General features: G+C 57.7%; 18 protein-coding genes and 1 pseudogene. 8 read left to right on the forward strand and 11 right to left on the reverse strand.

The genetic code is table 11. The features are described from left to right. Position 1: 1 nt before the first annotated feature. From pstC to ACZOF8_RS08240, 7 genes are all read right to left on the reverse strand, one after another. On the reverse strand, positions 2–931 hold the full coding sequence (gene pstC, locus ACZOF8_RS08210) for a phosphate ABC transporter permease subunit PstC (protein ID WP_353844367.1): 930 nt from the start codon (positions 929–931) through the stop codon (positions 2–4). Then, positions 924–1826 (reverse strand): phosphate ABC transporter substrate-binding protein, encoded by a 903-nt coding sequence (locus tag ACZOF8_RS08215; protein WP_022488194.1) that lies wholly within the window; start codon positions 1824–1826, stop codon positions 924–926. The genes pstC and ACZOF8_RS08215 overlap by 8 nt, the downstream gene beginning before the upstream one ends. A 175-nt stretch (positions 1827–2001) precedes the next feature. Further along, complete coding sequence (locus ACZOF8_RS08220; protein WP_154488482.1) at positions 2002–3216, reverse strand: carboxynorspermidine decarboxylase; 1215 nt, start codon at positions 3214–3216, stop codon at positions 2002–2004. Next, positions 3216–4475, reverse strand: coding sequence for a saccharopine dehydrogenase family protein (locus ACZOF8_RS08225; RefSeq protein ID WP_154488481.1), 1260 nt, complete (start codon positions 4473–4475; stop codon positions 3216–3218). The genes ACZOF8_RS08220 and ACZOF8_RS08225 overlap by 1 nt, the downstream gene beginning before the upstream one ends. Before the next feature lie 262 nt (positions 4476–4737). Then, the gene (speB, locus tag ACZOF8_RS08230) at positions 4738–5592 is read right to left on the reverse strand and encodes an agmatinase (protein WP_154488480.1); all 855 of its coding nucleotides are present in this window, start codon (positions 5590–5592) and stop codon (positions 4738–4740) included. Continuing rightward, entirely contained in the window at positions 5579–6460 is an 882-nt protein-coding gene (speE, locus tag ACZOF8_RS08235; protein WP_022488190.1) for a polyamine aminopropyltransferase, read from the reverse strand. The genes speB and speE overlap by 14 nt, the downstream gene beginning before the upstream one ends. Positions 6461–6476: 16 nt before the next feature. Next, positions 6477–7934, reverse strand: coding sequence for an aminotransferase class I/II-fold pyridoxal phosphate-dependent enzyme (locus ACZOF8_RS08240; protein ID WP_487426758.1), 1458 nt, complete (start codon positions 7932–7934; stop codon positions 6477–6479). Positions 7935–9339: 1405 nt separating this feature from the next. Here ACZOF8_RS08240 and ACZOF8_RS08245 point away from each other — a divergent pair. Continuing rightward, entirely contained in the window at positions 9340–10317 is a 978-nt protein-coding gene (locus tag ACZOF8_RS08245) for a hypothetical protein (RefSeq protein ID WP_022486645.1), read from the forward strand. Positions 10318–10344: 27 nt separating this feature from the next. Here the strand turns inward: ACZOF8_RS08245 and ACZOF8_RS08250 are convergent, their stop codons facing one another. Both ACZOF8_RS08250 and ACZOF8_RS08255 read right to left on the reverse strand, forming a co-directional pair. Further along, entirely contained in the window at positions 10345–11337 is a 993-nt protein-coding gene (locus ACZOF8_RS08250) for an alpha/beta hydrolase (RefSeq protein WP_487426762.1), read from the reverse strand. A gap of 172 nt (positions 11338–11509) precedes the next feature. Beyond that, positions 11510–12679 carry an iron-containing alcohol dehydrogenase gene (locus ACZOF8_RS08255; RefSeq protein ID WP_487426759.1) on the reverse strand — a complete coding sequence of 390 codons (1170 nt, stop codon included), beginning with the start codon at positions 12677–12679 and terminating at the stop codon, positions 11510–11512. 147 nt (positions 12680–12826) lie between these two features. Here ACZOF8_RS08255 and ACZOF8_RS08260 point away from each other — a divergent pair, with 147 nt between their 5' ends. Then, positions 12827–13708: a LysR family transcriptional regulator gene (locus tag ACZOF8_RS08260; RefSeq protein WP_022486648.1), complete on the forward strand. Its 882-nt coding sequence runs from the start codon at positions 12827–12829 to the stop codon at positions 13706–13708. A gap of 52 nt (positions 13709–13760) precedes the next feature. Here the strand turns inward: ACZOF8_RS08260 and ACZOF8_RS08265 are convergent, their stop codons facing one another. Further along, positions 13761–15017, reverse strand: coding sequence for a [Fe-Fe] hydrogenase large subunit C-terminal domain-containing protein (locus ACZOF8_RS08265; protein WP_022486649.1), 1257 nt, complete (start codon positions 15015–15017; stop codon positions 13761–13763). Positions 15018–15259: 242 nt separating this feature from the next. Next, positions 15260–16816: an ABC-F family ATP-binding cassette domain-containing protein gene (locus ACZOF8_RS08270; protein WP_487426760.1), complete on the reverse strand. Its 1557-nt coding sequence runs from the start codon at positions 16814–16816 to the stop codon at positions 15260–15262. Positions 16817–17086: 270 nt separating this feature from the next. Between ACZOF8_RS08270 and asrA the strand changes: the two genes are divergently transcribed. From asrA to ACZOF8_RS08300, 6 genes and pseudogenes are all read left to right on the forward strand, one after another. Continuing rightward, a complete protein-coding gene (asrA, locus tag ACZOF8_RS08275) occupies positions 17087–18106 on the forward strand; it encodes an anaerobic sulfite reductase subunit AsrA (protein WP_308664152.1) in 1020 nt (339 codons plus the stop codon). Continuing rightward, the gene (gene asrB, locus ACZOF8_RS08280) at positions 18096–18911 is read left to right on the forward strand and encodes an anaerobic sulfite reductase subunit AsrB (protein ID WP_022486679.1); all 816 of its coding nucleotides are present in this window, start codon (positions 18096–18098) and stop codon (positions 18909–18911) included. Before asrA ends, asrB begins: the two co-directional genes overlap by 11 nt. Before the next feature lie 10 nt (positions 18912–18921). After that, positions 18922–19899, forward strand: a complete 978-nt coding sequence (gene asrC / locus ACZOF8_RS08285) for a sulfite reductase subunit C (RefSeq protein WP_022486680.1) — start codon at positions 18922–18924, stop codon at positions 19897–19899. A 158-nt stretch (positions 19900–20057) separates the two neighbouring features. After that, positions 20058–20576: a phosphodiesterase gene (gene yfcE, locus ACZOF8_RS08290; RefSeq protein WP_022486681.1), complete on the forward strand. Its 519-nt coding sequence runs from the start codon at positions 20058–20060 to the stop codon at positions 20574–20576. A gap of 13 nt (positions 20577–20589) precedes the next feature. Then, positions 20590–20733 (forward strand): hypothetical protein, encoded by a 144-nt coding sequence (locus tag ACZOF8_RS08295; RefSeq protein ID WP_022486682.1) that lies wholly within the window; start codon positions 20590–20592, stop codon positions 20731–20733. Then, positions 20685–21851 (forward strand): annotated as a pseudogene (locus tag ACZOF8_RS08300) (TonB-dependent receptor plug domain-containing protein); the annotation flags it as partial. The gene ACZOF8_RS08295 and the pseudogene ACZOF8_RS08300, both read left to right, overlap by 49 nt.

The raw sequence follows: 21851 nt of genomic DNA on the forward strand, positions 1-21851 counted from the left end.
GTCAGTCCTCCTCTTTCAGTTTCAGGGGATCTTTACCAAAGGTATGGATGATAAAGATCAGGATGAACGAAATCACAAACAGCAGCAGACCCAACGTCCACAGGGCTGCACTGTATTCCCCGCCTTCCATGGCACCTCCCATGTCGTTGGCGATCACCGTGGTCATGGTGGACGCCGGCAGGAACAGGGACGTGGGGAACCGTTTCATCTGGCCGATGACCATGGCCACGGCCAGGGCTTCCCCCAGGGCACGGGCCAGGCCCAGCACCACGCCGGTGAAGATGCCCCGCTGGGCAGCCGGGAGGATCACGTTCCGGATGGTTTCCCACCGGGTGGCTCCCAGACCGTAGGAAGCATCCCGCCAGCTCTTGGGTACCGCCAGCATGGCGTCAGCGGCCATGGTGGTGATCACCGGGAAGATCATCACCGCCAGCACCAGGGACGCGGCCAGTACCGAGAACCCGAAGGGCATGGGGAAGATTTTCCGGAGGAAGGGCACCAGTACGGTAAGGCCCACCCAGCCGTAAATAACAGAAGGGATCCCGGTGAACATTTCCACCACCGGGCGGATCAGCCGCTGTACCGCCGGAGATGCCATTTCCGACATGTAGATGGCCGCTGCCAGGCTCACCGGCAGGGCAAATACCAGGGACAGGAAGCAGGTGACCAGGGAGCCGCTGATGAACATGGCCGCCCCTACCTGGCCGCCGCCCTCCATGGTATCACTGGGTTTCCACTGGGCGGAAAACAGGAATTCCGTAATACTGTGGCCGAAATCCCAAAAGGTGCCGCTTCCCTTCACGAGAAGGAAAGCGGCCATCAGGAAAGGCAGCAGGGCCGCTGCAATGCCGCAGGCCGTGATTACAGTCTGTGACAAGGACTCTTTGCGGTGAACCTGTACCAGCTTTTGTAAACCTTTTTCATTAATCATGAGCGGTATCTTTAACCTGCATCTTGCTGCTCACACCATAACCCAGTTCTTCGATCCGTTTGCCGTAGTCGGCGGACAGGATGTAATCCAGGAAGGCTTTGACGGCAGCTTTCGGATTCTTGCTGGTGTAGATGTGTTCATAACCCCACACATTGTATTTGCCGGAGTAGGTGTTTTCCAGGGTGGGAGCCACACCGTCGATGGAGATGGTGGCTACGGTGTCATTCTTGGTCAGGTAAGGCAGAGCCACATAACCGATGGCCCCTTTGTTCTGGGCTACGCTCTGTACCAGCAGGCCGGAGTTATCGGTTTCCAGAGATTTGTTGGAAGCTTCTTCCGCACCGCCCATGGCGTATTTGGCGAACAGGGCACGGGTACCGGAGGTCTTGGGCCGGGTTACCAGGGTAATGGGTTCATCCGGGCCGCCCACTTCTTTCCAGTTGGTGACTTTGGCGGTGAAGATGTCGGTAAGCTGCTGTTTGGTCAGGCTCTTGACTTTTTCAGCCACATCCTTGTTCACGATGGTGGCCACAGTCATGACGCAGATCTTGTGGTCTTCCAGTTTGTCAGCCTTGTCTTTGGGCAGTTTGGAAGCCGCCGGTACGTCGGAGTTCCCCATATCCACGGACCCGTCGGACACCTGTTTCAGGCCCATGCCGGAACCGCCGGCGTTCAGGCTGATGCTCACTTCCTTATGCTGCTTCTTGAAGCTTTCGGCAGCATCCTTGACCAGAGGCAGCAGGGCGGAAGAACCGGACCCGGTGATGTTTCCGCTGACCGCAGCCGGCTTCTTGGTGTCAGCAGCCTTCTGGCCGCCGCACCCCAAAGCGCCCATGACCATCATCCCAGCCAGGACTGTCACAGCCAGTTTTTTCCATTTGTTTTTCAAAATCATCTTCATCGCTCCCTTACAGAAAATCCATGATGACAGTAGTATTGCTTTTGTCTATAGCTATAAGATACCAGAGCCATGTAAAAAGTAAGGGCAGAGTTTTGTAAAGAATTGTAAAAAAAAGAGAGTGTCGCTTTTGCGACACTCTCGTCAATTGACAGGCAAAGGGCGCCGCCCTTTACCTTCCCAACCTCATCTTGAAATCTTCATAGCCGAACCGTTTCAGCACCTTCACCGTCCCGTCCTCTTCCAGCACGTCGATATCCGGCAGGGGCATGCCGTTGAAGGTGTTGTTCTTGCAGGTGGTGTAAATGGCCATGTCTCCGAAGAGCAGCAGGTCCCCCACTTCCAGTTCCCCGTCGAAGCTGTAGTCTCCGGCCACGTCCCCGGCCAGGCAGGTTCCGCTGCCCAGCCGCCAGGTCACAGGCCGCTCTCCCGGTTCCCCGGCTCCGTAAAGGGGCGGCCGGTAAGGCATTTCCAGCACATCCGGCATATGGCAGGCGGCGCTGGTGTCCAATATGGCGATCTTCACCTCTCCGTTTTCCACCACATCCAGCACCCGGGTGGCCAGGTACCCGGCGTTCAGGGCACAGGCTTCTCCCGGTTCCAGGTACACGGTAACGTCCCAGGCCTTCTGGGCCCTGCGAATGCATTCCTCCAGCAGGGGAATATGGTACCCTGGCCGGGTGATGTGGTGGCCGCCCCCCATGTTCACCCATTTCATGTGGGGCAGCACATCCCCGAACTTTTCTTCCACAGCATCCAGGGTCTTTTTCAGGTCCTGGGCATCCTGTTCGCACAGAGTGTGGAAGTGGATCCCGTCCAGAAGCTCCACCAGATCCGGGGTCATCCAGGCATCCCACTGGGCCCGGGTGGTGCCCATCCGGCTGCCGGGGGCACAGGGATCATAGATGGCATGGCCTTCCTGGGTGGAACATTCCGGGTTGATCCGGAGCCCCACGCTTTTCCCGGCCTTTTTGGCCATGGGGCCCCAGGTCTTCAGCTGCCGGGGGGAATTGAACACAATATGGTCCGCCACCTGGCACACTTCTTCCATCTGGTCTTCCCGGTAGGCCCCGCAGAACACATGGACTTCCTTCCCGGGCATGGCTTCCCGGCCCAGTTTGGCCTCATAAAGGCCGCTGGCTTCGGTGCCGGCCAGGTAGGGCTCCAGCACCGGGTACAGGTCGTAGTTGGAAAAAGCCTTCTGGGCCAGGAGGATCCGGCAGCCGGTCCGGTCCTGGACCCCTTTCAGGATCTCCCCGTTCCGGCGGAGGGCTGCCTTGTCCAGGATGTAACAGGGAGTGGTCAGCCCTCCGAAGGCGGCTTCCGGAGTCTTCCCCCGGAGCCCTGCAAAGGCGGGCCGCTCTTCCCGCACCTTGTTCCAGTCCATTATTTCACCAGAGCCGGATCATGGGATTCGCTCCGGGGCAGGCCGTGCTTGTCCAGGGCATCCAGGAAGGGATCCGGATCGAATTCTTCCACCGTGTGGACCCCGGGAGTGGTCCATTTCCCAGTAAGCAGCATCAGGGCGCCGCACATGGCCGGCACGCCGGTGGTGTAGCTGATGGCCTGGCTGCCCACTTCCCGGTAGCAGGCCTGATGGTCGCACACATTGTAGATGTAGTAGGTCTTTTCCTTCCCGTCTTTCTTCCCGGTGAAGATGCAGCCGATGTTGGTCTTGCCCTTGGTCCGGGGACCCAGGCTGGCCGGATCCGGCAGCAGGGCCTTGAGGAATTTGATGGGAACGATTTCGTGGCCTTCAAAGTTGATGGGGGTGGTGGACAGCATGCCCACATCCTCCAGACAGCGCATATGATCCAGATAGCTCTGGCCGAAGGTCATGAAGAACCGGATCCGTTTCACCCCGGGGATGTTCTTGGCCAGGCTTTCGATTTCTTCGTGGTGGAGCAGGTACATGTCCTTTTCTCCCACCTGGTCGAAGTTGTATTCCCGTTTGATGCTCATGGCCGGGATTTCCACCCAGTGGCCGTTTTCCCAGTAGCTGCCGGGAGCGGACACTTCCCGCAGGTTCACTTCCGGGTTGAAGTTGGTGGCAAAGGCGTACCCGTGGTCCCCGCCGTTGCAGTCCAGGATGTCGATGGTGTCGATGGTATCGAATTCATGCTTCTGGGCATAGGCGCAGTAAGCCTGGGTCACCCCCGGATCGAAGCCGCAGCCCAGCAGGGCGGTAAGGCCGGCCTTTTCGAATTTTTCTTTGTAGGCCCACTGCCAGCTGTAGTCGAAGTAGGCGGAGAATCCTTCTTCCTTGCAGCGTTTTTCGTAGATGGCCCGCCATTTGGGATCGTCCGTGTCTTCCGGTTCGTAGTTGGCGGTGTCCATATAGTTCACCCCGCAGGCCAGGCAGGCATCCATAATGGTCAGATCCTGATAAGGCAGGGCAATGTTCATCACCAGGTCCGGCTGGTAGCTTTTGATCAGGGCGATCACCTGGTCCACATGGTCCGCATCCACCTGGGCGGTGGTGACTTTGGTGGCGGTCTTCCCTTTCAGTTTTTCCGCCAGGGCATCGCATTTGGATTTGGTCCGGCTGGCAATGCACAGCTCGGTGAACACATCGCTGACCTGACAGCATTTCTGGATGGCTACAGAAGCAACTCCGCCGCAGCCGATAACAAGGACTCTGCTCATGATATTTTCCTCCTTGGAATATTGTGTCTAAGAGGTCTGCTGCACAAGCAGCAGACCTGAGTCGGAAGTCTGGAGTCGGAAGTCTGAAGCCCCAGGATAGGACCCGTCTTTATGGCCGGGTCCTCAGTAATTTGTAAAACCGGATCCGATTTACACATTCATAAATTTGCCTGCAAATTTATCCTTCGGCTCCAGACTCCAGACTTCAGACTTGAGCCGCTGTGCGGCTCTACAGCTGGTATGCTGCTTTTGCAGCATACCTTTACAACAGCGCCAGCAGCAGTTCCCGGACCACTTTGCAGGCCACGGCTGTGGAGGCTCCGCTGGCATCCAGCATGGGGGCCAGTTCGTTCACATCGGCAGCCACCACATTGGTCCTGGCCACCAGCCGCAGGGCGTTCAGCAGCTGCATGAAGGTGATGCCCCCGGCTTCCGGGGTCCCGGTGCCCGGGAACACGGAAGGATCCAGGCAGTCCAGGTCGATGGTGAAATACACCGGAGCCTGGCTCTTTTCCAGATCCCGGACCAGCTGTTCCAGCCCTCCGAAACTGAAGGGATGCAGGTCCGTGTGGGCATGGGCGAACTGCCATTCTTCCCGTTCCCCGCTGCGGATGCAGAACTGGTGGATTTTCCCGTCCCCGATCAGGTCGTGGCACCGACGGATCACACAGGCATGGCTCAGTTTCGCCCCCAGGTAGTCATCCCGCAGGTCCGTGTGGGCATCAAAGTGGACGATCTGGAGGTCCGGGTACTTTTTCAGCACTGCCCGGAAGGCGCCCAGGGTCACCAGGTGTTCGCCTCCGATCATAAAGGGCAGCTTCCCGTCCTGGAGGATAGTGGCAGTCCGGTCCTCAATGTCCTTCAGGGCCATTTCCGAACTGCCAAAGCACAGTTCCAGGTCCCCGCTGTCGAACACTGCATAGTCCGTCAGATCCTTGTCCTGGTAGGGACTGTAGGTTTCCAGGCCGAAGCTTTCGTGGCGGATAGCGGAAGACCCGAACCGGGTGCCGGGCCGATAGCTGGTGGTGGAATCAAAGGGGGCTCCGAACAGGACGATTTTGGCCTTTTCGTAAGGAGCGTCGCAGGCCAGGAAGGTTTCCACATTATTTGTCAGCATTTTTGCAGCCTTCTTCCGTTTCCACTTCTTTGAGCATTTCCTCCAGGAAAGCCGGCAGCCAGAAAGCTCCCACATGGAGCCGGGTGGTGTAGTACCGGGTGTGCATGTTCAGGGCTTCCCAGGCGGGAGCGTCCAGGTCGTTGATGGGATGGTACTTCTTGCTGGCAAAGCCGAAGGTCCAGTACCCTGCCGCATAGGTGGGGATGTGGGCCTGGTATACCTTGCTGATGGGGAAGGTGCTGACGATCCGCTGGTGGCTCCGCTGCATGGCAATGGCGTCTTCCTTGTAGAAGGGGCTCCCCTGCTGGTTCACCATGATCCCGTCTTCCCGGAGGGCATTGTAGCAGCTGCCGTAGAATTCCCGGGTGAAGAACCCTTCGGAGGGACCGAAAGGATCCACGGAATCCACAATGATCAGGTCGTAGGAATTTTCCCGGTGGCGGATGAATTTCAGGGCGTTTTCAAAGTAGATGTGCACCCGACGGTCGTCCATCCGGCAGGCGTTCCCGGGCAGATAGTTCCGGCAGGCTTCCACCACCATGGGATCCATTTCCACCAGGTCGATTTTCTCCACCCGGTCGTACCGGGTCAGTTCCCGGACCACGCCCCCGTCCCCGGCGCCGATTACCAGGATGTCCTTGATGCCCTTGTGGACGGCCATGGGCACATGGGTCATCATTTCGTCATAGATGAATTCATCCCGTTCCGTCAGCATCACGTTCCCGTCCAGGGTGAGCACCCGGCCGAATTCCGGCGTCTCGAAAATATCGATCCGCTGGAAGTCGCTCTGTTTGGAGAACAGGTGACGGTTGACCCGGAGGCTGTGTTTTACATCCGGGGTATGGAATTCACTGAACCACATTTCCATTGGTTGTATCCCCCTCTTATGCTAATACATTCAGGTGGAGCAGTTCCGGATCTTCCGAACCGGTCATGCTGCAGCCCTTTTCTTTGGCGTACCGGATATGTTCCAGCACGGTTTTGGTGATTTTTTCCCCAGGGGCCAGAAGCGGGATCCCCGGAGGATAGCACATGACGAATTCGCTGCACACCCGGCCCTCACACTGCTCCAGAGGCAGGCTCACCTTCTCGGCATAGAAAGCTTCCTGGGGACTGGTGACCACCACCGGTTCCACATATTCCTGGGTGAGCATGCCGGTGGGATCCTTCTGATACCGGCGGCGGATTTCCGCCAGGGCGCTGACCAGCCGTTCCAGATCCTGGATCCGGTCCCCCATGGACAGGTAGGCCAGGATGTTGCCGATATCCCCGAATTCAATCTGGATGTCGTAATCATCCCGGAGGATGTCGTACACTTCGATGCCGGCCAGACCGATATCCAGGGTGTGGATGCTCAGTTTGGTGTTGTCGAAGTCGAACACGGAATCCCCGTTCATCAGTTCCCGGCCAAAGGCATAGTAGCCTCCGATGTTGTTGATTTCCTGCCGGGCGTATTCCGCCATGTCCACCACTTTGTGGAAGATTTCCCGTCCGTGGAGAGCCAGCCGCCGGCGGCTGATGTCCAGGCTGGACATGAGCAGGTAGCTGCCGGAGGTGGTCTGGGTCAGGTTGATGATCTGGCGCACATAGCCGGCGTGGACCTTGGGACCGGTGAGCAGGAAGCTGGACTGGGTCAGGCTGCCCCCGCTTTTGTGCATGGAGATGGCGGCCATGTCGGCCCCGGCGGCCATGGCGGAAACGGGCAGCCCGCTGCCGAAGTAGAAATGGGTGCCGTGAGCTTCATCGGCCAGGCACAGCATCCCCGCATCGTGGGCCATCTTTACAATGGCCCGGAGGTCACTGCACACTCCGTAATAAGTGGGGTTGTTCACCACCACAGCCACCGCATCCAGGTTCTCCCGGATGGCCTTGGCCACTGCATCCCGCTTCATCCCCAGGCTGATCCCCAGCCGCTTGTCCACGTCCGGGTTCACGTACACCGGGATGGCTCCGCAGAGCACCAGGGCATTGATCATGCTTTTGTGGACGTTCCGGGGCAGGATGATCTTGTCTCCCCGTTTGCAGGCGGACAGGATCATGGACTGGACGGCACTGGTGGTGCCCCCCACCATCAGGAAGGCCTGGCTGGCTCCGAAGGCGTCAGCGGCCAGCTGTTCCGCCTCCCGGATCACCGACACCGGATGGCACAGGTTGTCCAGGGGCTTCATGCTGTTCACATCCACCCCCACACATTTTTCGCCCAGGAACTCCGTCAGTTCCGGGTTGCCTCGGCCCCGTTTGTGGCCGGGTACGTCAAAGGGCACCACCCGCATTTTCCGGAACTTTTCCAGAGCTTCGTAGATGGGCGCCCGATCCTGTTTCAACCGATATTGCTTTTCCAAGCTTTTTCCCTCCCCAGTTCATTTTTTACTTCTGTACAAAAAAACGCAAGCTGCCCCCTTGCAGCTTGCGTTTTAAGGTCTCATCCGGTATTTCGGTTTGCTTCTATCAGGGGATCCCCCGTTACGAACGACTCTTATTGACCGTTTCACAAGTCTGCGCACAGACGCATTGCGGTTATGAAGTAACCAACTTATAAAAGTTGAACCCAAAAGTTCAATCAATAAGGCTGCAAACCAGTTGCCGCCAATTCGGCAGTGGACCCGGCTGTCCGTATGGCCTTGACCGGACAGCTGCCCCGAAAAGGCAGTACCCCTGTCCAGTGGTCCGTGAAATTTCTGAAAATCCATGAACGAATCTTCAAACCGTAAAAATTTTAACATACCCCCACCCCGTTGTCAATTTCATCTTGTTTTCCCGTATGTGTCAACAAGTTCTCAGTAAAACCTTCATCACAGTATAGTTATTCATTCATGTCCGAAAGTGAAGAGTGCAGAGTGAAGAGCATGGGCCCGCAGAGACCGCACAACCGGCGGCTCGCCAGATGTACGAGTCTTTGACCCCAACGATGTAGGGGTTTCGCCGCAGGCAAACCCGTCCCGGCCGCACAGAGGGCAAAAACTTCTATACCCATACACCCGCAAGGGCTCTCCGCCGGGAGGACAGGCCCGTTCGTCCCTGGCGGGAGGCTCACAGCCTATCGCCTTGCCCTGTCGGTCAAAGGCTGCGGCTACGGACCAGGAAACCGGACCCCATCGCCCGCGTGCTCCACCCCAGGAGCGACAACACCCGGCGTTGTCCCGCCGACTCCTCCTGGGCCTGCCCTCCCGGCTCCTGGAGAATCGATGTATATTCGTACAAAGTACCAGCAAGGCCGGAGGCCAAGTCCGCCCTGCAGGGGCGGGGGACCGGGCTTGCCCGGTGGTGGGGGCATGAGGTCCTGAAAGGACCGAATACCTTGACATGGGTACGGGCTCAGCGGCTGGAAATGCAGCAATGGAAACTGTAGACCCAGAGACTTTGCTCCTACCCGTTCACTCCATTGTTGTCTGCCGTACCTGCAAAGTATCGGCTGGCGCCGATGCCCCCACCACCATCCTTGCGGATGGTCCCCCGCCCCTCCCAGGGCGGACTTTGGGTCCGTTCCCATCACCATTTCAGGGCTGCGTCCAAGTGTCCCATGGGGACTGCAGCTGGGTCCGTAATTGGCAATGCTGCTTTGTAGTAGAGTCAATAAAAAAATGAAGAAGAGAAAATTATACCTTGCCCCCCCTCCTAGGGTGAACTTTTTATCCGGTTTTATCACAGCCCTGCAAAAGAACTTTGAAAATTTCCGATCAATTTGCTAAAATTATTTTTTAAGCGTCGTATAACGTATGACAGACTTTTTCAAAGGGAGCTGTTGAAATGACAAGGGCAGAATGGGTACGGAGCCAGATACGGAGCCCCTGGCACTGGGGGAGTATGCTGGCACTGTGGGGACTGGGATATTACACGTTGGGCTGGGCAGGCCGGGGGCATATGACCGCCGCCATGGCAGGCTGGGGGCTTTTCCTTTTGGTGGAAACCGCCCCCATGCTGTGGACCATGCTGGCCTTTGCGGGAGCCATGCTGTTCCTGTCCCGGATATTTCCACCGGCGGCCATTATCTTTCTCATCATCGGCATCGTGTTCTTCATCCTCCGGATCCGGTACGTGATCCAGAACGCCCAGCTGCTGGCCAGCGGCTTCCTGGTGTACCTGGTGTACTATCATCTCTTCGCCGATCACATGCACCTGGGCGGGAAACTGGTGGAAGCCTGCTACAAGCTGGTGACCCTGAACCACCTGTTTGCCCTGTCCTGGCAGCTCCGGCACTTTTTGGCCTACCTGGCCATTCTCCTGGCCGCCGGGCTGCCGGTGCTCCTGGTCCATCTGTTTCTCTGGATGGCCTACCGGAAAGGGTATGAAAGCCGCAACGCTCTTACGGTGCTGTTCGGCCTGCCCCTGGTGGTGATTTCCTTCCTGCTGCCGTTCCTGAAGATTTTGGGGGCCTTCGACGGAGCCGCCTTTACCGACGCCGGCCATGGAGGCCATATGGCTCCAGATGGGTTCCACGGCACCGGGGACGGATACGCTCCCACAGGCGATCACCCGGTTCCCGTCCACCACGTAAACGGCTATTTCCGATCCACCCCCGGGGGAGGCACCACCTATGTCCATCCCCATGTGGCCACCAATCCGGACGGGATCCTGGAAAACAACCTGTCCTACCACGGTCCCCATCCCCAGCCAGGCCTGGCGGACGCACCCCATGCCCCTGCCGGCGCCGGCCACACGGTCCAGGGACCCAATGTAGACACGGTGCCGGGGCTTGGGAAGGAGAAAAAGGAAAAGGAGCTGTGAAAAAATGATTTTTCACAGCTCCTTTATTTATTTTTTCAAATGGAGATACTGGCTGAAGAAAGAGGTGATCTTGTCAAAGGGGATCAGTTCGGTTTTATCGTACAGATCCACATGGCCGGCCCCTTTCACATAATACAGCTCCTTGGGTCCCTTGGCCCGGCGGTAGGCGTCTTCGCTGAATTCTCTGGAGTGGGCCTGATCACCGGTGATGAACAGCAGGGGACGGGGAGAAATGGTCTCGATATCCTGGAAAGGATAGAAGTTCATGAACTTCACATTGCTGGTGTAGGTGGGATGGGTGGTGGTGTTCATATCCTGCCCTTTGCCTGCTGCCGCACCCCGGGTGGTCCGGTAGAAATCGTAGAATTCCTGCTGGATGGGATCGGTTTGCTCATTCAGGGTATGGGTGGTTCCCCCCAGCAGCTTCCGGGGTGCCCCTTCAAATTCCGCATACCGCTGCCGGGCCGCATCGGCAATATAGGCTTCCCGCTGTTCCAGGGTCTGGGAATGATGGAGCCCGTCCCGGTTGGCCGCCCCCATGTTGTACATGGAAACGGTGGCGATGGCCTTGATCCGGGGATCGATCTTGGCGGCGCTGATGATGAAACTGCCGCTGCCGCATACCCCCAAAGCCCCGATGTTGTCCCGGTCCACGAAATCCCGGGTCCCCAGATAATCCACGGCGGCCATGTAGGCTTCGGAATAAATGTCCGGCAGCACACTGTTCCGGGGCGTCCCTTCACTGGATCCCCAGTACGGCGTATCCACCGCCAGAGTTACGAAGCCCTGGTCCGCAATTTTCTGGGCATAGAGAGTACCGCTCTGTTCCTTCACGGCCCCCATGGGATGGCCCACGATCACCGCCGGCAGTTTCTGGCCCTTCTGGTAAGTCTTGGGAATGTACAGGTTCCCGGCCACCTTCATGTTGAACTGGTTCTTGAAGGTCACCGGCTTCCTGGTCACCTTGCTGCTCTTGTAGAAATTGTCCACCCCGTGGTCCGCATACCGGGGAGCCGGCATTACTTTGGGCAGAGGAGCGAACCAGGGATCTTTGGACTGATCCGCCACCCGTTCAGAAGCTCCTGCCACGGTGCTTCCGAAAAGAGTCAGTACCAGCAGCAGACTGCTGGTCCATGCACTGATTTTTTTTGCTTTCATGTTTTTCTCCTTCCCTGTCCGTAATTTTCTCTTTTTACAGGCTTTCCCGGAAAATGGCGGCAATTTCTTCCTGGTCCAGGACTTTGTAGCCCCCTTCCAGGATCAGGGTGCCCCGGACCAGATCCGGGATCATGGCTTCGGTGGCCCCCAACTGGGAAGTCTTCATCACAAGACCCAGGCCGTGCATCCAGTCTTCCATAGCCTGGAGTCCAGCTTCCGCCACTTCCCGGTCCGTTTTTCCCTGAGGGTCCACATTCCACACATTGACCGCAAACCGTTTGAATTTGCACAGCCCATAGGGCAGGATGTACCGGTAACAGGGCAGGGACACGGCAGCCAGGGTCATGCCATGGGTGGCATTGGTCAGAGCTCCCACGGCCTGGCCCAGCATATGGACCATCCAGTCGGTGGTCTTGCCTTTGGCAATCAGGGTGTTCAGGGCCCAGGTGGCATCCCACATCAGGTTGCTCCGGGCTTCATAGTTCTGAGGATCCTGGCTGGCGATCCGGCTGGCATGGATCACCGAACGCATCAGGCCTTCCGCCAAGTAATCACTGGTATTGTCATCGTTCCCGGAAAAATACTGTTCGCAGATGTGGTTGAAAATGTCGTAGATGCCGGCCACCATCTGGTACCGGGGCAGGGTCAGGGTATAGGTGGGATCCAGCACGGAGAACCGGGGCATCACTTCTTCACTGGCAAACACATGGCCGATCTTCAGTTTCTGTTCCGGGTTGGTGATGACAGCCCCGGCATTCATTTCAGATCCGGTCCCCACCATGGTGAGCACGCAGCCCACGGGAACAATGGGGCAGGAAGGTTCTTCGAACTTCACAAAGTATTTTTCCCAGGGATCTTCCTCACAATGGATGGATACGGCCAGAGCCTTGGCATAGTCGCAGCAGGAACCGCCTCCCACGGCCAGGATGAAGTCCGCCTTGTGCTGCCGGGCCAGGGCGATGCCTTCCCGGAGCTTGTCCACCGTCGGGTTGGGCATGACCCCGGAAATCTCCGCCACCTGCTTGCCTGTTTCCGCCAGCACCCGGACCACCTGGTCATAGATGCCGTTCCGTTTGATGGAACCCCCGCCGTATACCAGCATCACCCGGCTGCCGTATTTGTCCAGCTCCGTCCGGATGTTTTCCAGGGCCCCTTTGCCGAAGAACAGTTTGGTGGGATTGCAGTATGTAAAATTTCCTAACATGGTTTTCTCCTTTTGTCTTCCAAATCATGTGGTTTGTTTCTGATGGTTCTGAGTATAACAGAAGATAGAATTCATGTGAAATAGTTAGTTTTCATCATTTATAATACATTTTTTGCATGATATAATAAATACAAAGGAGGGATCCTGATGGACAGTGAAACCCTGAAAAACTTCTTAGTGGTGGCCCGGGAAGGGAACATTACCCGGGCTGCCCAGTTCATCCATATTACCCAGCCCACTTTATCCCGGCAGATGCAGAATCTGGAACAGGAACTGGGCCGTCCCCTGCTGATCCGGGGAAAGCGGCATCTGAGCCTGACCCCGGAAGGCCAGCTGTTCCGGAAACGGGCGGAAGAGATCCTGGAGCTGTTCCAGAAGACCCGTTCGGAGATCCACACCTCTTCTGAGATTGCCGGGGACATTTACATGGGTGCCGGAGAAACCGACGTAATCCGGCAGATATCCCAGGTGGCCAGCCAGTTTGCCCAGCTCCATCCCCAGCTCCGGTTCCATATCCGCAGCGGAGACAGAGAAGCAGTACGGGAAATGCTGGAAAAGGGCCTGGTGGATTTTGGTCTGATCTACGGGCCTTCGGATCCGGGAAAATACAAGGTGGTTCCCCTGACCCCAGTGGACCGTTGGGGATTCCTTCTGCCCCGTACCCATCCCCTGGCCCTGTACCCGGAACTGACCCCGGAACAGGTCCATGACCAGCCTCTGATCCTGTCCCGGCAGGCCATGCTTACCGGGATCCCCCAGGAATGGCTGGGCCGGGACCTGGACCATCTGCATATTGCAGGCACCTACACCCTCTTGACCAACGGGGCCAAAATGGTGGCCGGGGGGCTGGGGCTGGCCATGGGGCTGGACGGGCTCATCAACACCAGCGGCAGTCCCCTTTGCTTCCGGCCCTGCAGCCCTCCCCTTCTGGATACCATGAGCCTGATCTGGAAACGGGGCCAGCTGTTCACCCCGGCCGTCCAGGGGTTCCTGGATCTGCTGCTGCAGAATTTTGGGAAGACGGAATAAAAAAAGAGCTGTTGACAAAAATCGGGAGTGCCTCAGGCACTCCCGATTTTTCTCAATCAAACTTCCGGTCGTACAGATCGCTCTTGGCCAGGAACTCTTCCACCGTGGCAAAGCCCAGCTTTTTCAGCAGCTCGATTACGTAGGGGTTTTCCGCAGGAGTCTTGTACTGGGCCTCATCACTGTAGGCCTGTACGTTTTTCTTGCCTTCCTCCCGGTTCACCAGCGCTTTGGGGCCGCCTACGCAGCCGCCTTTGCAGCCCATGCCTTCGAAGAAGTTCCCCTCGTGGTTCCCCTTCAGGATGCTGTCGATCATGGCCCGGCATTCAGGCACACTGTCCGCCCGGCGGATCTTCATTTCGATCTTCCGGTGAGGGTTCAGCTTCTTCACCGTGGCATCCACAGCTGCCGCCACCCCGCCGGCGTAGGCGTAGCGGATCCCGGCCTTGGAGGCGTGAGGCACATTGTCTTCTTCCAGGGAAGTCAGATCCAGCTGGGTGGTGGAGAACAGATCCCGGAGCTCTTCATAGGTGAGCACGTAGTCGATGGCTCCCTTCAGATCCGGTTCCTTGATTTCCGCCTTCTTGGCCATGCAGGGCCCGATGAACACGGTCTTCGCTTCCGGATGGAGCACCTTCACCGTCCGGCCCCCGGCGATCATGGGAGACACGGAACCGGGCACATTGGGCATCAGCTGGTGGTACAGCCGGCGGATCATGGCGATCCACATGGGGCAGCAGCAGCTGGTGAGCTGGAAGTCCCCTTCTTTATTGACGTTCTTGTCGAACTCCAGGGCTTCCTTCAGAGTCAGGATATCGGCGAACACCGCCACTTCCAGCATCCCGGAAAAGCCCAGCAGCTTCAGGGCCGTCCGCAGTTTGCCGGCGGTGACTTCCGGGCCGAACTGGCCGGAGAAGGCGGGAGCCACCAGGGCATAGATGGGGGTATCTCCCTTCTTCAGTTCTTCCACCACGGGGATGATGTCCTTCTTGGTCTTCAGGGATTCCAGTTTGCAGGCATCCACACAGGCCTGGCAGCCCACGCATTTGTCCGGATCGATCTGGACCCCGTCAGCACTGGGATGCATGGCATCCCACTGGCAGACCTTCACACAGTCCGCCTGCTTGTCTTCCGAACAGGTGCAGGGCTTCACCCGCCACACCAGGCTGGTTTCTTCCGGATGGGCCAGGCATTCGATCATCTTGGGATCGGCGTTGTCGATGTCTTCCACATTCTTCCCTTCCGCCGCCCGTTTCAGCATCTTGTGATACAGTTCATCCAAAGTCAGGTTTTTCGCTTTGCTGTCTTCCATTTTTTCTCCCCTCGTCAATGGGGATTGCTGCCTGGCAGCAATCCCAAGCCGGAAGTCTGGAGTCCAAAGTCTGAAGCCTCCGGATAGGACCTGTCTCAACAGCCAGGTCCTTTTGATGATGCAGAACCAGGACCGAAATCATCATGAGATTCCCTTTCGATCAATGGTTTTACACATTCAAAAAATTTGCCTGCAAATTTATCATTCGGCTTCTGACTTCTGACTTCTGACTTCTTTACTCCTTACACAATTTTCGTGGACCATCCCTCGATGTTCCACACTTGGTCCACCCAGTCTTCGTAGAATTCCGGTTCGTGGGACACCAGCAGCAGAGTTCCCTTGTATTCCCGGAGAGCCCGCCGGAGCTCTTCCTTGGCTTCCACATCCAGATGGTTGGTGGGTTCGTCCAGCACCAGCAGGTTGGCCGGCCGCTGCATGATCTTGCACAGCAGCACCTTGGCCGCTTCACCCCCGGAAAGAGCCGTCATTTTGGTGGTGATGTGGTCGTTGGTGAGGCCGCAGGCGGCCAGGGCAGCCCGGACTTCCGAATTGGTCATCCCCGGGTATTCCTGCCACAGTTCCTCCAGGGCAGTGTTCTGGTTCCCTTTGGCACTTTCCTGTTCGAAATACCCTACGGACACGAAATCTCCCTGTTCCACACTGCCGGCCACCGGCGGGATCATCCCCAGCAGGGTCTTCAGCAGGGTGGATTTTCCCAGGCCGTTGGTACCCCGGATGGCGATTTTCTGGCCCCGTTCCAGCTTCAGGTCCACCTGTTTGGTGAGAGGCACATCATACCCCAGCACCAGATTGCTGGCAGTAAGCACGAACCGGGACGGGGTCCGGTCTTCCAGGAACCGGAAATGAGGCTTGGGCTTTTCCGCCCGTTTGGTAAGGAGCTCCATTTTGTCCAGTTTCTTCTGCCGGCTGTTGGCCATGCCCCGGGTGGCCACCCGGGCCTTGTTCCGGGCGATGAAGTCCTGTTCCTTTTTGATCTCCGCCTGCTGCCGTTCGTAGGCCGCCTCTTCCTGGCGCCGCTTCAGGGCCGCCATCTCCTCGAACTTCTCGTAGTTCCCGGTATACCGGTCCAGCTTCAGGTTGTCCACATGCCAGATGATGTTGGTCACTGCATTGAGGAAGGGTACATCGTGGGAAATCAGGATGAAGGCGTTTTCGTAGTCCTGGAGATACCGGGTAAGCCACTGGATGTGCTCCGCATCCAGGTAGTTGGTGGGTTCGTCCAGCAGCAGGATGTCAGGGTTCTCCAGCAGCAGCTTGGTGAGCAGCACCTTGGTCCGCTGGCCCCCGGACAGTTCGTCCACCTTGTGTTCCAGGCCGATGTCCCGGAGCCCCAGGCCTCCGGCCACTTCTTCGATTTTGGCATCCAGGTTGTAGTAGTCCGCCGCTTCCAGCCGTTCCTGGATTTCCCCCACTTCCTCCATAAGCCGTTCCATTTCTTCCGGGGAAGCGCTTTCCATTTTGTCGTAGTCTGCCAGCATTTCCTGTTCCTGTTCCACCAGGTCCTGGAAGGCGGTGCGGAGGGTTTCCCGGATGGTCTTCCCGGGCTCCAGGGCGGAATGCTGGTCCAGGTAGCCCACTTTGGTCCGCCGGGCCCAGGTCACCTTCCCTTCATCGGGGGTCAGTTTCCCGGTGATGATGGACATAAAGGTGGATTTCCCTTCCCCGTTGGCCCCCACCAGGGCCACATGTTCCCCCTTTTCCAGGCGGAAAGAAACATCGTCGAAAATTTCCCGTCCCCCATAGCTGTGGGAAAGATGGGCAACATCCAAAACACTCATGCAAGAACTCCTTTTGCTGATTCGTTCACCGCCAGCAAAGCTGGCTTCCTTCGGCCATTGACCATTGACCGCTGACAGGGTGAAAAATACTTTTCACCCTCTATAATCGGTTAAGTATACCATAAAATCCTCTTCCCGTTCAATGATTCCAATAGTTGCAGAAACAACAGACATCTGTACAGACTGTATGTTATAATGTCCCCGCTAAGGGTCTGCCGCACGGGTGGCGGACCCATGACCCTTATAACTGCGCTGCAAGAGGAGAAAAACATGGGTTATCAACTGACACAAGAAGGACTCCGTCAGGTATTCGCCGACTGGAGCCGGGAGTATGACATCTACGCTCCCAAACGGTTCGAAGGGACCGGCCGCTTTTCTGAAACGGATGTGATCCGCTATGGGACGGTGACCGCGCCGGAAGAAGTGATCTGGGACCAGCGGTCCGACTATTCCTGGAAGGAAGCGGTGCTGCCGGTCTGCCAGACCCTGCTGTACTTTACGGAAGAAACGGTCACGGAAGCCAAGGATCCGGACCGGGGCAAGATTGTCCTGCTCCGGAGCTGTGACCTGGCTGCGGTACAGCGGTTCGACTACATCTTCCTCCAGAACGGACCGGAAGATTCCTACTACCGGTCCCGCCGGGACAAGATTAAATTCGTCCTCATGGGTTGTGACCATTCCTTTGAGGGCTGTTTCTGCGTCAGCATGGGCACCAACCGTACTGCCGGCTGGGACGCAGCCCTGAACCGCCGGAAAGAGGGCTACCAGGCTGAAGCCGCCGACAGCTTCCTGGCCGCCGCCCTGGAAAAGGCCGGAACCCTCTGTGGAGACGTGGTCCCTGACGCTGTGGAAGCCAACGACTTCACCGTCACGGTGCCGGAGGACCTGACCAGTGCCGTAGCCCAGAGCACCATCTGGGACGAATACGACAAACGGTGCATCAAATGCGGCCGGTGCACCCTGGTGTGCCCCACCTGCACCTGCTGGTCCATGCAGGATCTTTTCTACACGGAAAACGGCAAAGCCGGGGAACGGCGCCGGGTCCAGGCTTCCTGCATGATCGACGGCTACACCGACGTGGCCGGGGGCCTGAAGTTCCGCCAGAAGGGCGGGGAACGGATGCGCTTCAAGGTGCTCCACAAGGTCCTGGACTTCAAGAAACGGGCCGGATACCAGATGTGCGTGGGCTGCGGCCGGTGCGATGCCATCTGCCCGGAATACATTTCCTTTGTCCGCTGCATCGACAAACTGGCGGACGGCATGAAGGAGGTCACGAAAGATGAAAGATAACACCTACCTGCCCTTCCGCTCCGAGATCCTGGAAGTGATCAAGCATGCGGACCTGGAATACACCTTCCGGATGGCCTATGACCGGGGCAAGGAACATCCGGTGAAACCGGGCCAGTTCTTTGAGATCTCCATCCCCAAATACGGGGAGGCCCCCATTTCCGTCAGCGGCATCACCGACCATTCCCTGGATTTCACCATCCGGAAAGTGGGCAGCCTCACCAACGAAATCTTCGAAAACTACGTGGGGGACCATTTCTTCCTCCGGGGACCCTACGGCAACGGGTTCGACGTGAACATGTTCAAAGGCAAGGAGATCATCCTGGTGGCCGGTGGGTCCGGTCTTTCCCCCATCCACGGGGTCATCGACTACTTTGCGGACCATATGGACGAATGCGAACGGCTGACGGTGATCGTGGGCTTCAAATCCCCCCACGACATCCTGTTCCGGGAAGACCTGAAACGGTGGAAACAAAGCGGCATGAACCTGATCTACACCGTGGACAAGGCGGATGACGACCCGGACTATGACGGCCATGTGGGCCTGGTGACCCAGTACATCCCGGAAATGAACCTCCAGGATCCGGACAACGCCATTGCCGTGGTGGTGGGTCCTCCCATGATGATCAAATTCTCCATCAAGACCCTGCTGGGCCTGGGCTTCGACGAAGAAAAGATCTGGGTCTCTGAATCCCGGAAAATGTGCTGCGGCGTGGGCAAATGCGGCCACTGCCGGATCGGCGAAATCTACGTGTGCCAGGATGGACCGGTGTTCAAATACACCCAGGTCCGGTCCTTCATTGACTAGGAGGCGTCCCATGCTGGATATGGATTGTGGAAAACTGAAAAAGAACGCCTACCGGGTGACCAAGCACCGGGGCATCACCTCTTCCCGGGTGCGGGTGCCCGGCGGCCATCTCACCGCCGATGTACTGGGGAAGATCCAGGAAATCGCGGAAACCTACGGCAACGGCCAGGTCCATCTGACCATCCGCCAGGGCTTCGAGATCCTGGGGATTCCCTTTGAAAAGGTTCCCGAAGTGAACAAGGCTCTCCAGCCCATCATCGAGGAACTGGACATCAACCAGGAAGCCCCCGGCACCGGCTATCCCGCTTCCGGGACCCGGAACATCATGGCCTGTGTGGGGAACCGGGTGTGCCCCTTCGGGAACTACGACACCACCGCCCTGGCCAAACGGATCGAAAAGGCCATCTTCCCCAACGACCTCCATGTGAAGGTGGCCCTTACCGGCTGCCCCAACGACTGCTGCAAGGTGCGGATGCACGATTTCGGGATCATCGGCATGACCGAGCCCCAGTTCGATCCCTCCCGGTGCATCAGCTGCGGCGCCTGTGTGAAGAAATGCAAACAGCTTTCCGTGGAAGCCCTGCACATGGACAAATTCCGCCCGGTGCGGAACGTGGAAAAATGCATCGGCTGCGGAGTCTGCGCCCATGCCTGCCCCAACCGGGCCTGGACCCGGAGCAGGACCCAGTATTTCCGGATCACTCTTTTGGGCCGCAGCGGCAAGAAGAACCCCCGGATGGGTGTGGACTTCATCAAATGGGCGGATGCGGACAGCGTTGTGAAGATTGTCAGCAATGTGTATGACTACGCCCGGAAGTACATCGACCCGGAAGCTCCCGGGGGCAAGGAACACATCGGCTACATGGTGGACCGGACCGGTCCGGAAGAATTCCTCCGGTACATCCTCCGGGACGTGCACCTGCCGGAAAAGGCGGAAGTGTACAAACCTCTCTACTGGAACGGGATCCGGTATTGGGGATTGAAGTAATAAAGGGTGTGAAAATACTTTTCACACCCTGTCACTAGTCTCTAGTCACTAGTCTCTAGCTGATGGAAGCCAGCTGTCGCTGGCAAATATAGGAGTTGTGAATTATTTTTTCACAGCTCCTTTTTTGTTATAATGGACCCATGAAAGGACTGATACTCATGAAATGGCTCATTGCTTCTGATATCCATGGGTCCGCCTTGTTCACCCGGCAGCTGCTGGAACGGTTCCGTGCCGAAGGGGCCGACCGACTGCTTCTTTTGGGCGACCTTTTGTACCACGGGCCCCGGAACGACCTGCCGGAAGGCTATGCCCCCAAAGAGGTGATTGCCCTCCTGAACGGCCTGAAGGACCGGATCTTCTGCGTTCGGGGCAACTGCGAAGCGGAAGTGGACCAGATGGTCCTCCAGTTCCCGGTGCTGGCGGACTATGCCCTGCTGGAATGGAACCATCACCTGATCTTCGTCACCCACGGCCACCGGTACAACCTCCAGCACCCGCCTCTCCTCCAGCCCGGAGACATCCTCCTCCACGGCCACACCCACATCCCCGCCAACGAGCCCTGGGGCCAGGACAATCGGTACTGGAACCCGGGCTCCGTTTCCCTGCCCAAAGCCGGCACTCCCCACAGCTATATGGTGCTGGAGGAGGACCGGCCCCTCTGGAAAGCCTTGGAATAGGAGGACCAGGATCATGACTCCTTCCAGAAAAATTTCCTTTTCTCTTTTCCTGGCGGTGCTGGGAATGGTTTCTTCCGGGTTCCGGCCTTTGCCGGCTCTGGCCCGGGAGGATGCCGCCAAAATCTCCCACGCCCGGAAAAGCTGGCCAACAATGTGAATCTGACCTACAACTACAAAGAGGACACAGCGGCTCCCGGCTGGATTTCCCTGTATCACAACTACAGCCAGGCTGATTCTTACTACCCCGCAGGAACGGAAGAGCAGGATGAACTCCCCAGCTACAGCCGGTGGAAGGCTTACACCAACGGACTGGACTGGCGGGACGGCTGGAAAGTGGGGAAGCATTCCACCGTCACGGCAGGGATCACCTGGCAGCACACCTCCCTGGATACGGAGCAGAACCTGCTGGATGCCCATAACTTTGCCAAGAACTACAACCAGGGCATCAGCAATCTGTCCGGCTATGTGACCACCAAGACCCGGTACGGCAAGCTGTCCCTCCAGAGCACCTCCCTGTTCAATCACAACACCCGGTTCGATAATGAATATGTGTACGGAGACTCCCTGGAATACCGGCCGGACGACAGACTGACCTTTTACGGATCCCTCCAGCGGATCTATTCCGTCCCCACCCTGGACGAACTGTACTACAACAATTACAACCGGGATTCTGACGGAGCCTGGAAGATCCGGGGAAATGAGCACCTCCAGCCGGAAACCGGCTTCAAATGGAACGGAGGCATCCGGTACCGGCTCAACAGCCACAGCACCCTGGGGGCCAACGCCTTTGTGTCCCACATCAACAATCCCATTGTATGGTACAGGGCAGCCGGGACCTGGACACCCAAAAATCTGGAAAGCCAGAACAAGGACGGGATCCAGGTCACCTGGGAAGACCAGTTCAGTCCCCGATACGGTCTCACCGCCTCCTACGCCTGGACCCGTACGGACACCACCTACGGCAGCGGCATCGATCCCCAATACACCGATGAAGTGGCGCCCCATGCCGTCAAGGCGGCCCTCACCTACCGGGACAAACGGTGGACCAACAGCCTGCTGTTCCAGGCCGCCTGGGGCCGGGACAAGGGATGGTACACCGGCAATGCCTTCACCCTGGACGCCAATGTCAATTACAGATTCAACCAGCACTGGAACACCTGGCTGAAGCTCAGGAACCTGCTGGACGAAAGTTACGAAGACGTGGGCTCCCGGACCCTGGGCGACTGCCCCGCCTACGGCCGCACGGCCCTTCTGGGAGTAACGTATCGATTGTGA

The organism is Acidaminococcus sp., from assembly GCF_057597765.1.

Excerpts from the sequence above, each read along its gene's own strand:
- pstC (WP_353844367.1), bottom strand. The coding sequence starts at position 931 with ATGATTAATGAAAAAGGTTTACAAAAGCTGGTACAGGTTCACCGCAAA.
- ACZOF8_RS08215 (WP_022488194.1), bottom strand. The coding sequence starts at position 1,826 with ATGATTTTGAAAAACAAATGGAAAAAACTGGCTGTGACAGTCCTGGCT.
- ACZOF8_RS08220 (WP_154488482.1), bottom strand. The coding sequence starts at position 3,216 with ATGGACTGGAACAAGGTGCGGGAAGAGCGGCCCGCCTTTGCAGGGCTC.
- ACZOF8_RS08225 (WP_154488481.1), bottom strand. The coding sequence starts at position 4,475 with ATGAGCAGAGTCCTTGTTATCGGCTGCGGCGGAGTTGCTTCTGTAGCC.
- speB (WP_154488480.1), bottom strand. The coding sequence starts at position 5,592 with ATGCTGACAAATAATGTGGAAACCTTCCTGGCCTGCGACGCTCCTTAC.
- speE (WP_022488190.1), bottom strand. The coding sequence starts at position 6,460 with ATGGAAATGTGGTTCAGTGAATTCCATACCCCGGATGTAAAACACAGC.
- ACZOF8_RS08245 (WP_022486645.1), top strand. The coding sequence starts at position 9,340 with ATGACAAGGGCAGAATGGGTACGGAGCCAGATACGGAGCCCCTGGCAC.
- ACZOF8_RS08250 (WP_487426762.1), bottom strand. The coding sequence starts at position 11,337 with ATGCCGGCTCCCCGGTATGCGGACCACGGGGTGGACAATTTCTACAAG.
- ACZOF8_RS08255 (WP_487426759.1), bottom strand. The coding sequence starts at position 12,679 with ATGTTAGGAAATTTTACATACTGCAATCCCACCAAACTGTTCTTCGGC.
- ACZOF8_RS08260 (WP_022486648.1), top strand. The coding sequence starts at position 12,827 with ATGGACAGTGAAACCCTGAAAAACTTCTTAGTGGTGGCCCGGGAAGGG.
- ACZOF8_RS08265 (WP_022486649.1), bottom strand. The coding sequence starts at position 15,017 with ATGGAAGACAGCAAAGCGAAAAACCTGACTTTGGATGAACTGTATCAC.
- ACZOF8_RS08270 (WP_487426760.1), bottom strand. The coding sequence starts at position 16,816 with ATGAGTGTTTTGGATGTTGCCCATCTTTCCCACAGCTATGGGGGACGG.
- asrA (WP_308664152.1), top strand. The coding sequence starts at position 17,087 with ATGGGTTATCAACTGACACAAGAAGGACTCCGTCAGGTATTCGCCGAC.
- asrB (WP_022486679.1), top strand. The coding sequence starts at position 18,096 with ATGAAAGATAACACCTACCTGCCCTTCCGCTCCGAGATCCTGGAAGTG.
- asrC (WP_022486680.1), top strand. The coding sequence starts at position 18,922 with ATGCTGGATATGGATTGTGGAAAACTGAAAAAGAACGCCTACCGGGTG.
- yfcE (WP_022486681.1), top strand. The coding sequence starts at position 20,058 with ATGAAATGGCTCATTGCTTCTGATATCCATGGGTCCGCCTTGTTCACC.
- ACZOF8_RS08295 (WP_022486682.1), top strand. The coding sequence starts at position 20,590 with ATGACTCCTTCCAGAAAAATTTCCTTTTCTCTTTTCCTGGCGGTGCTG.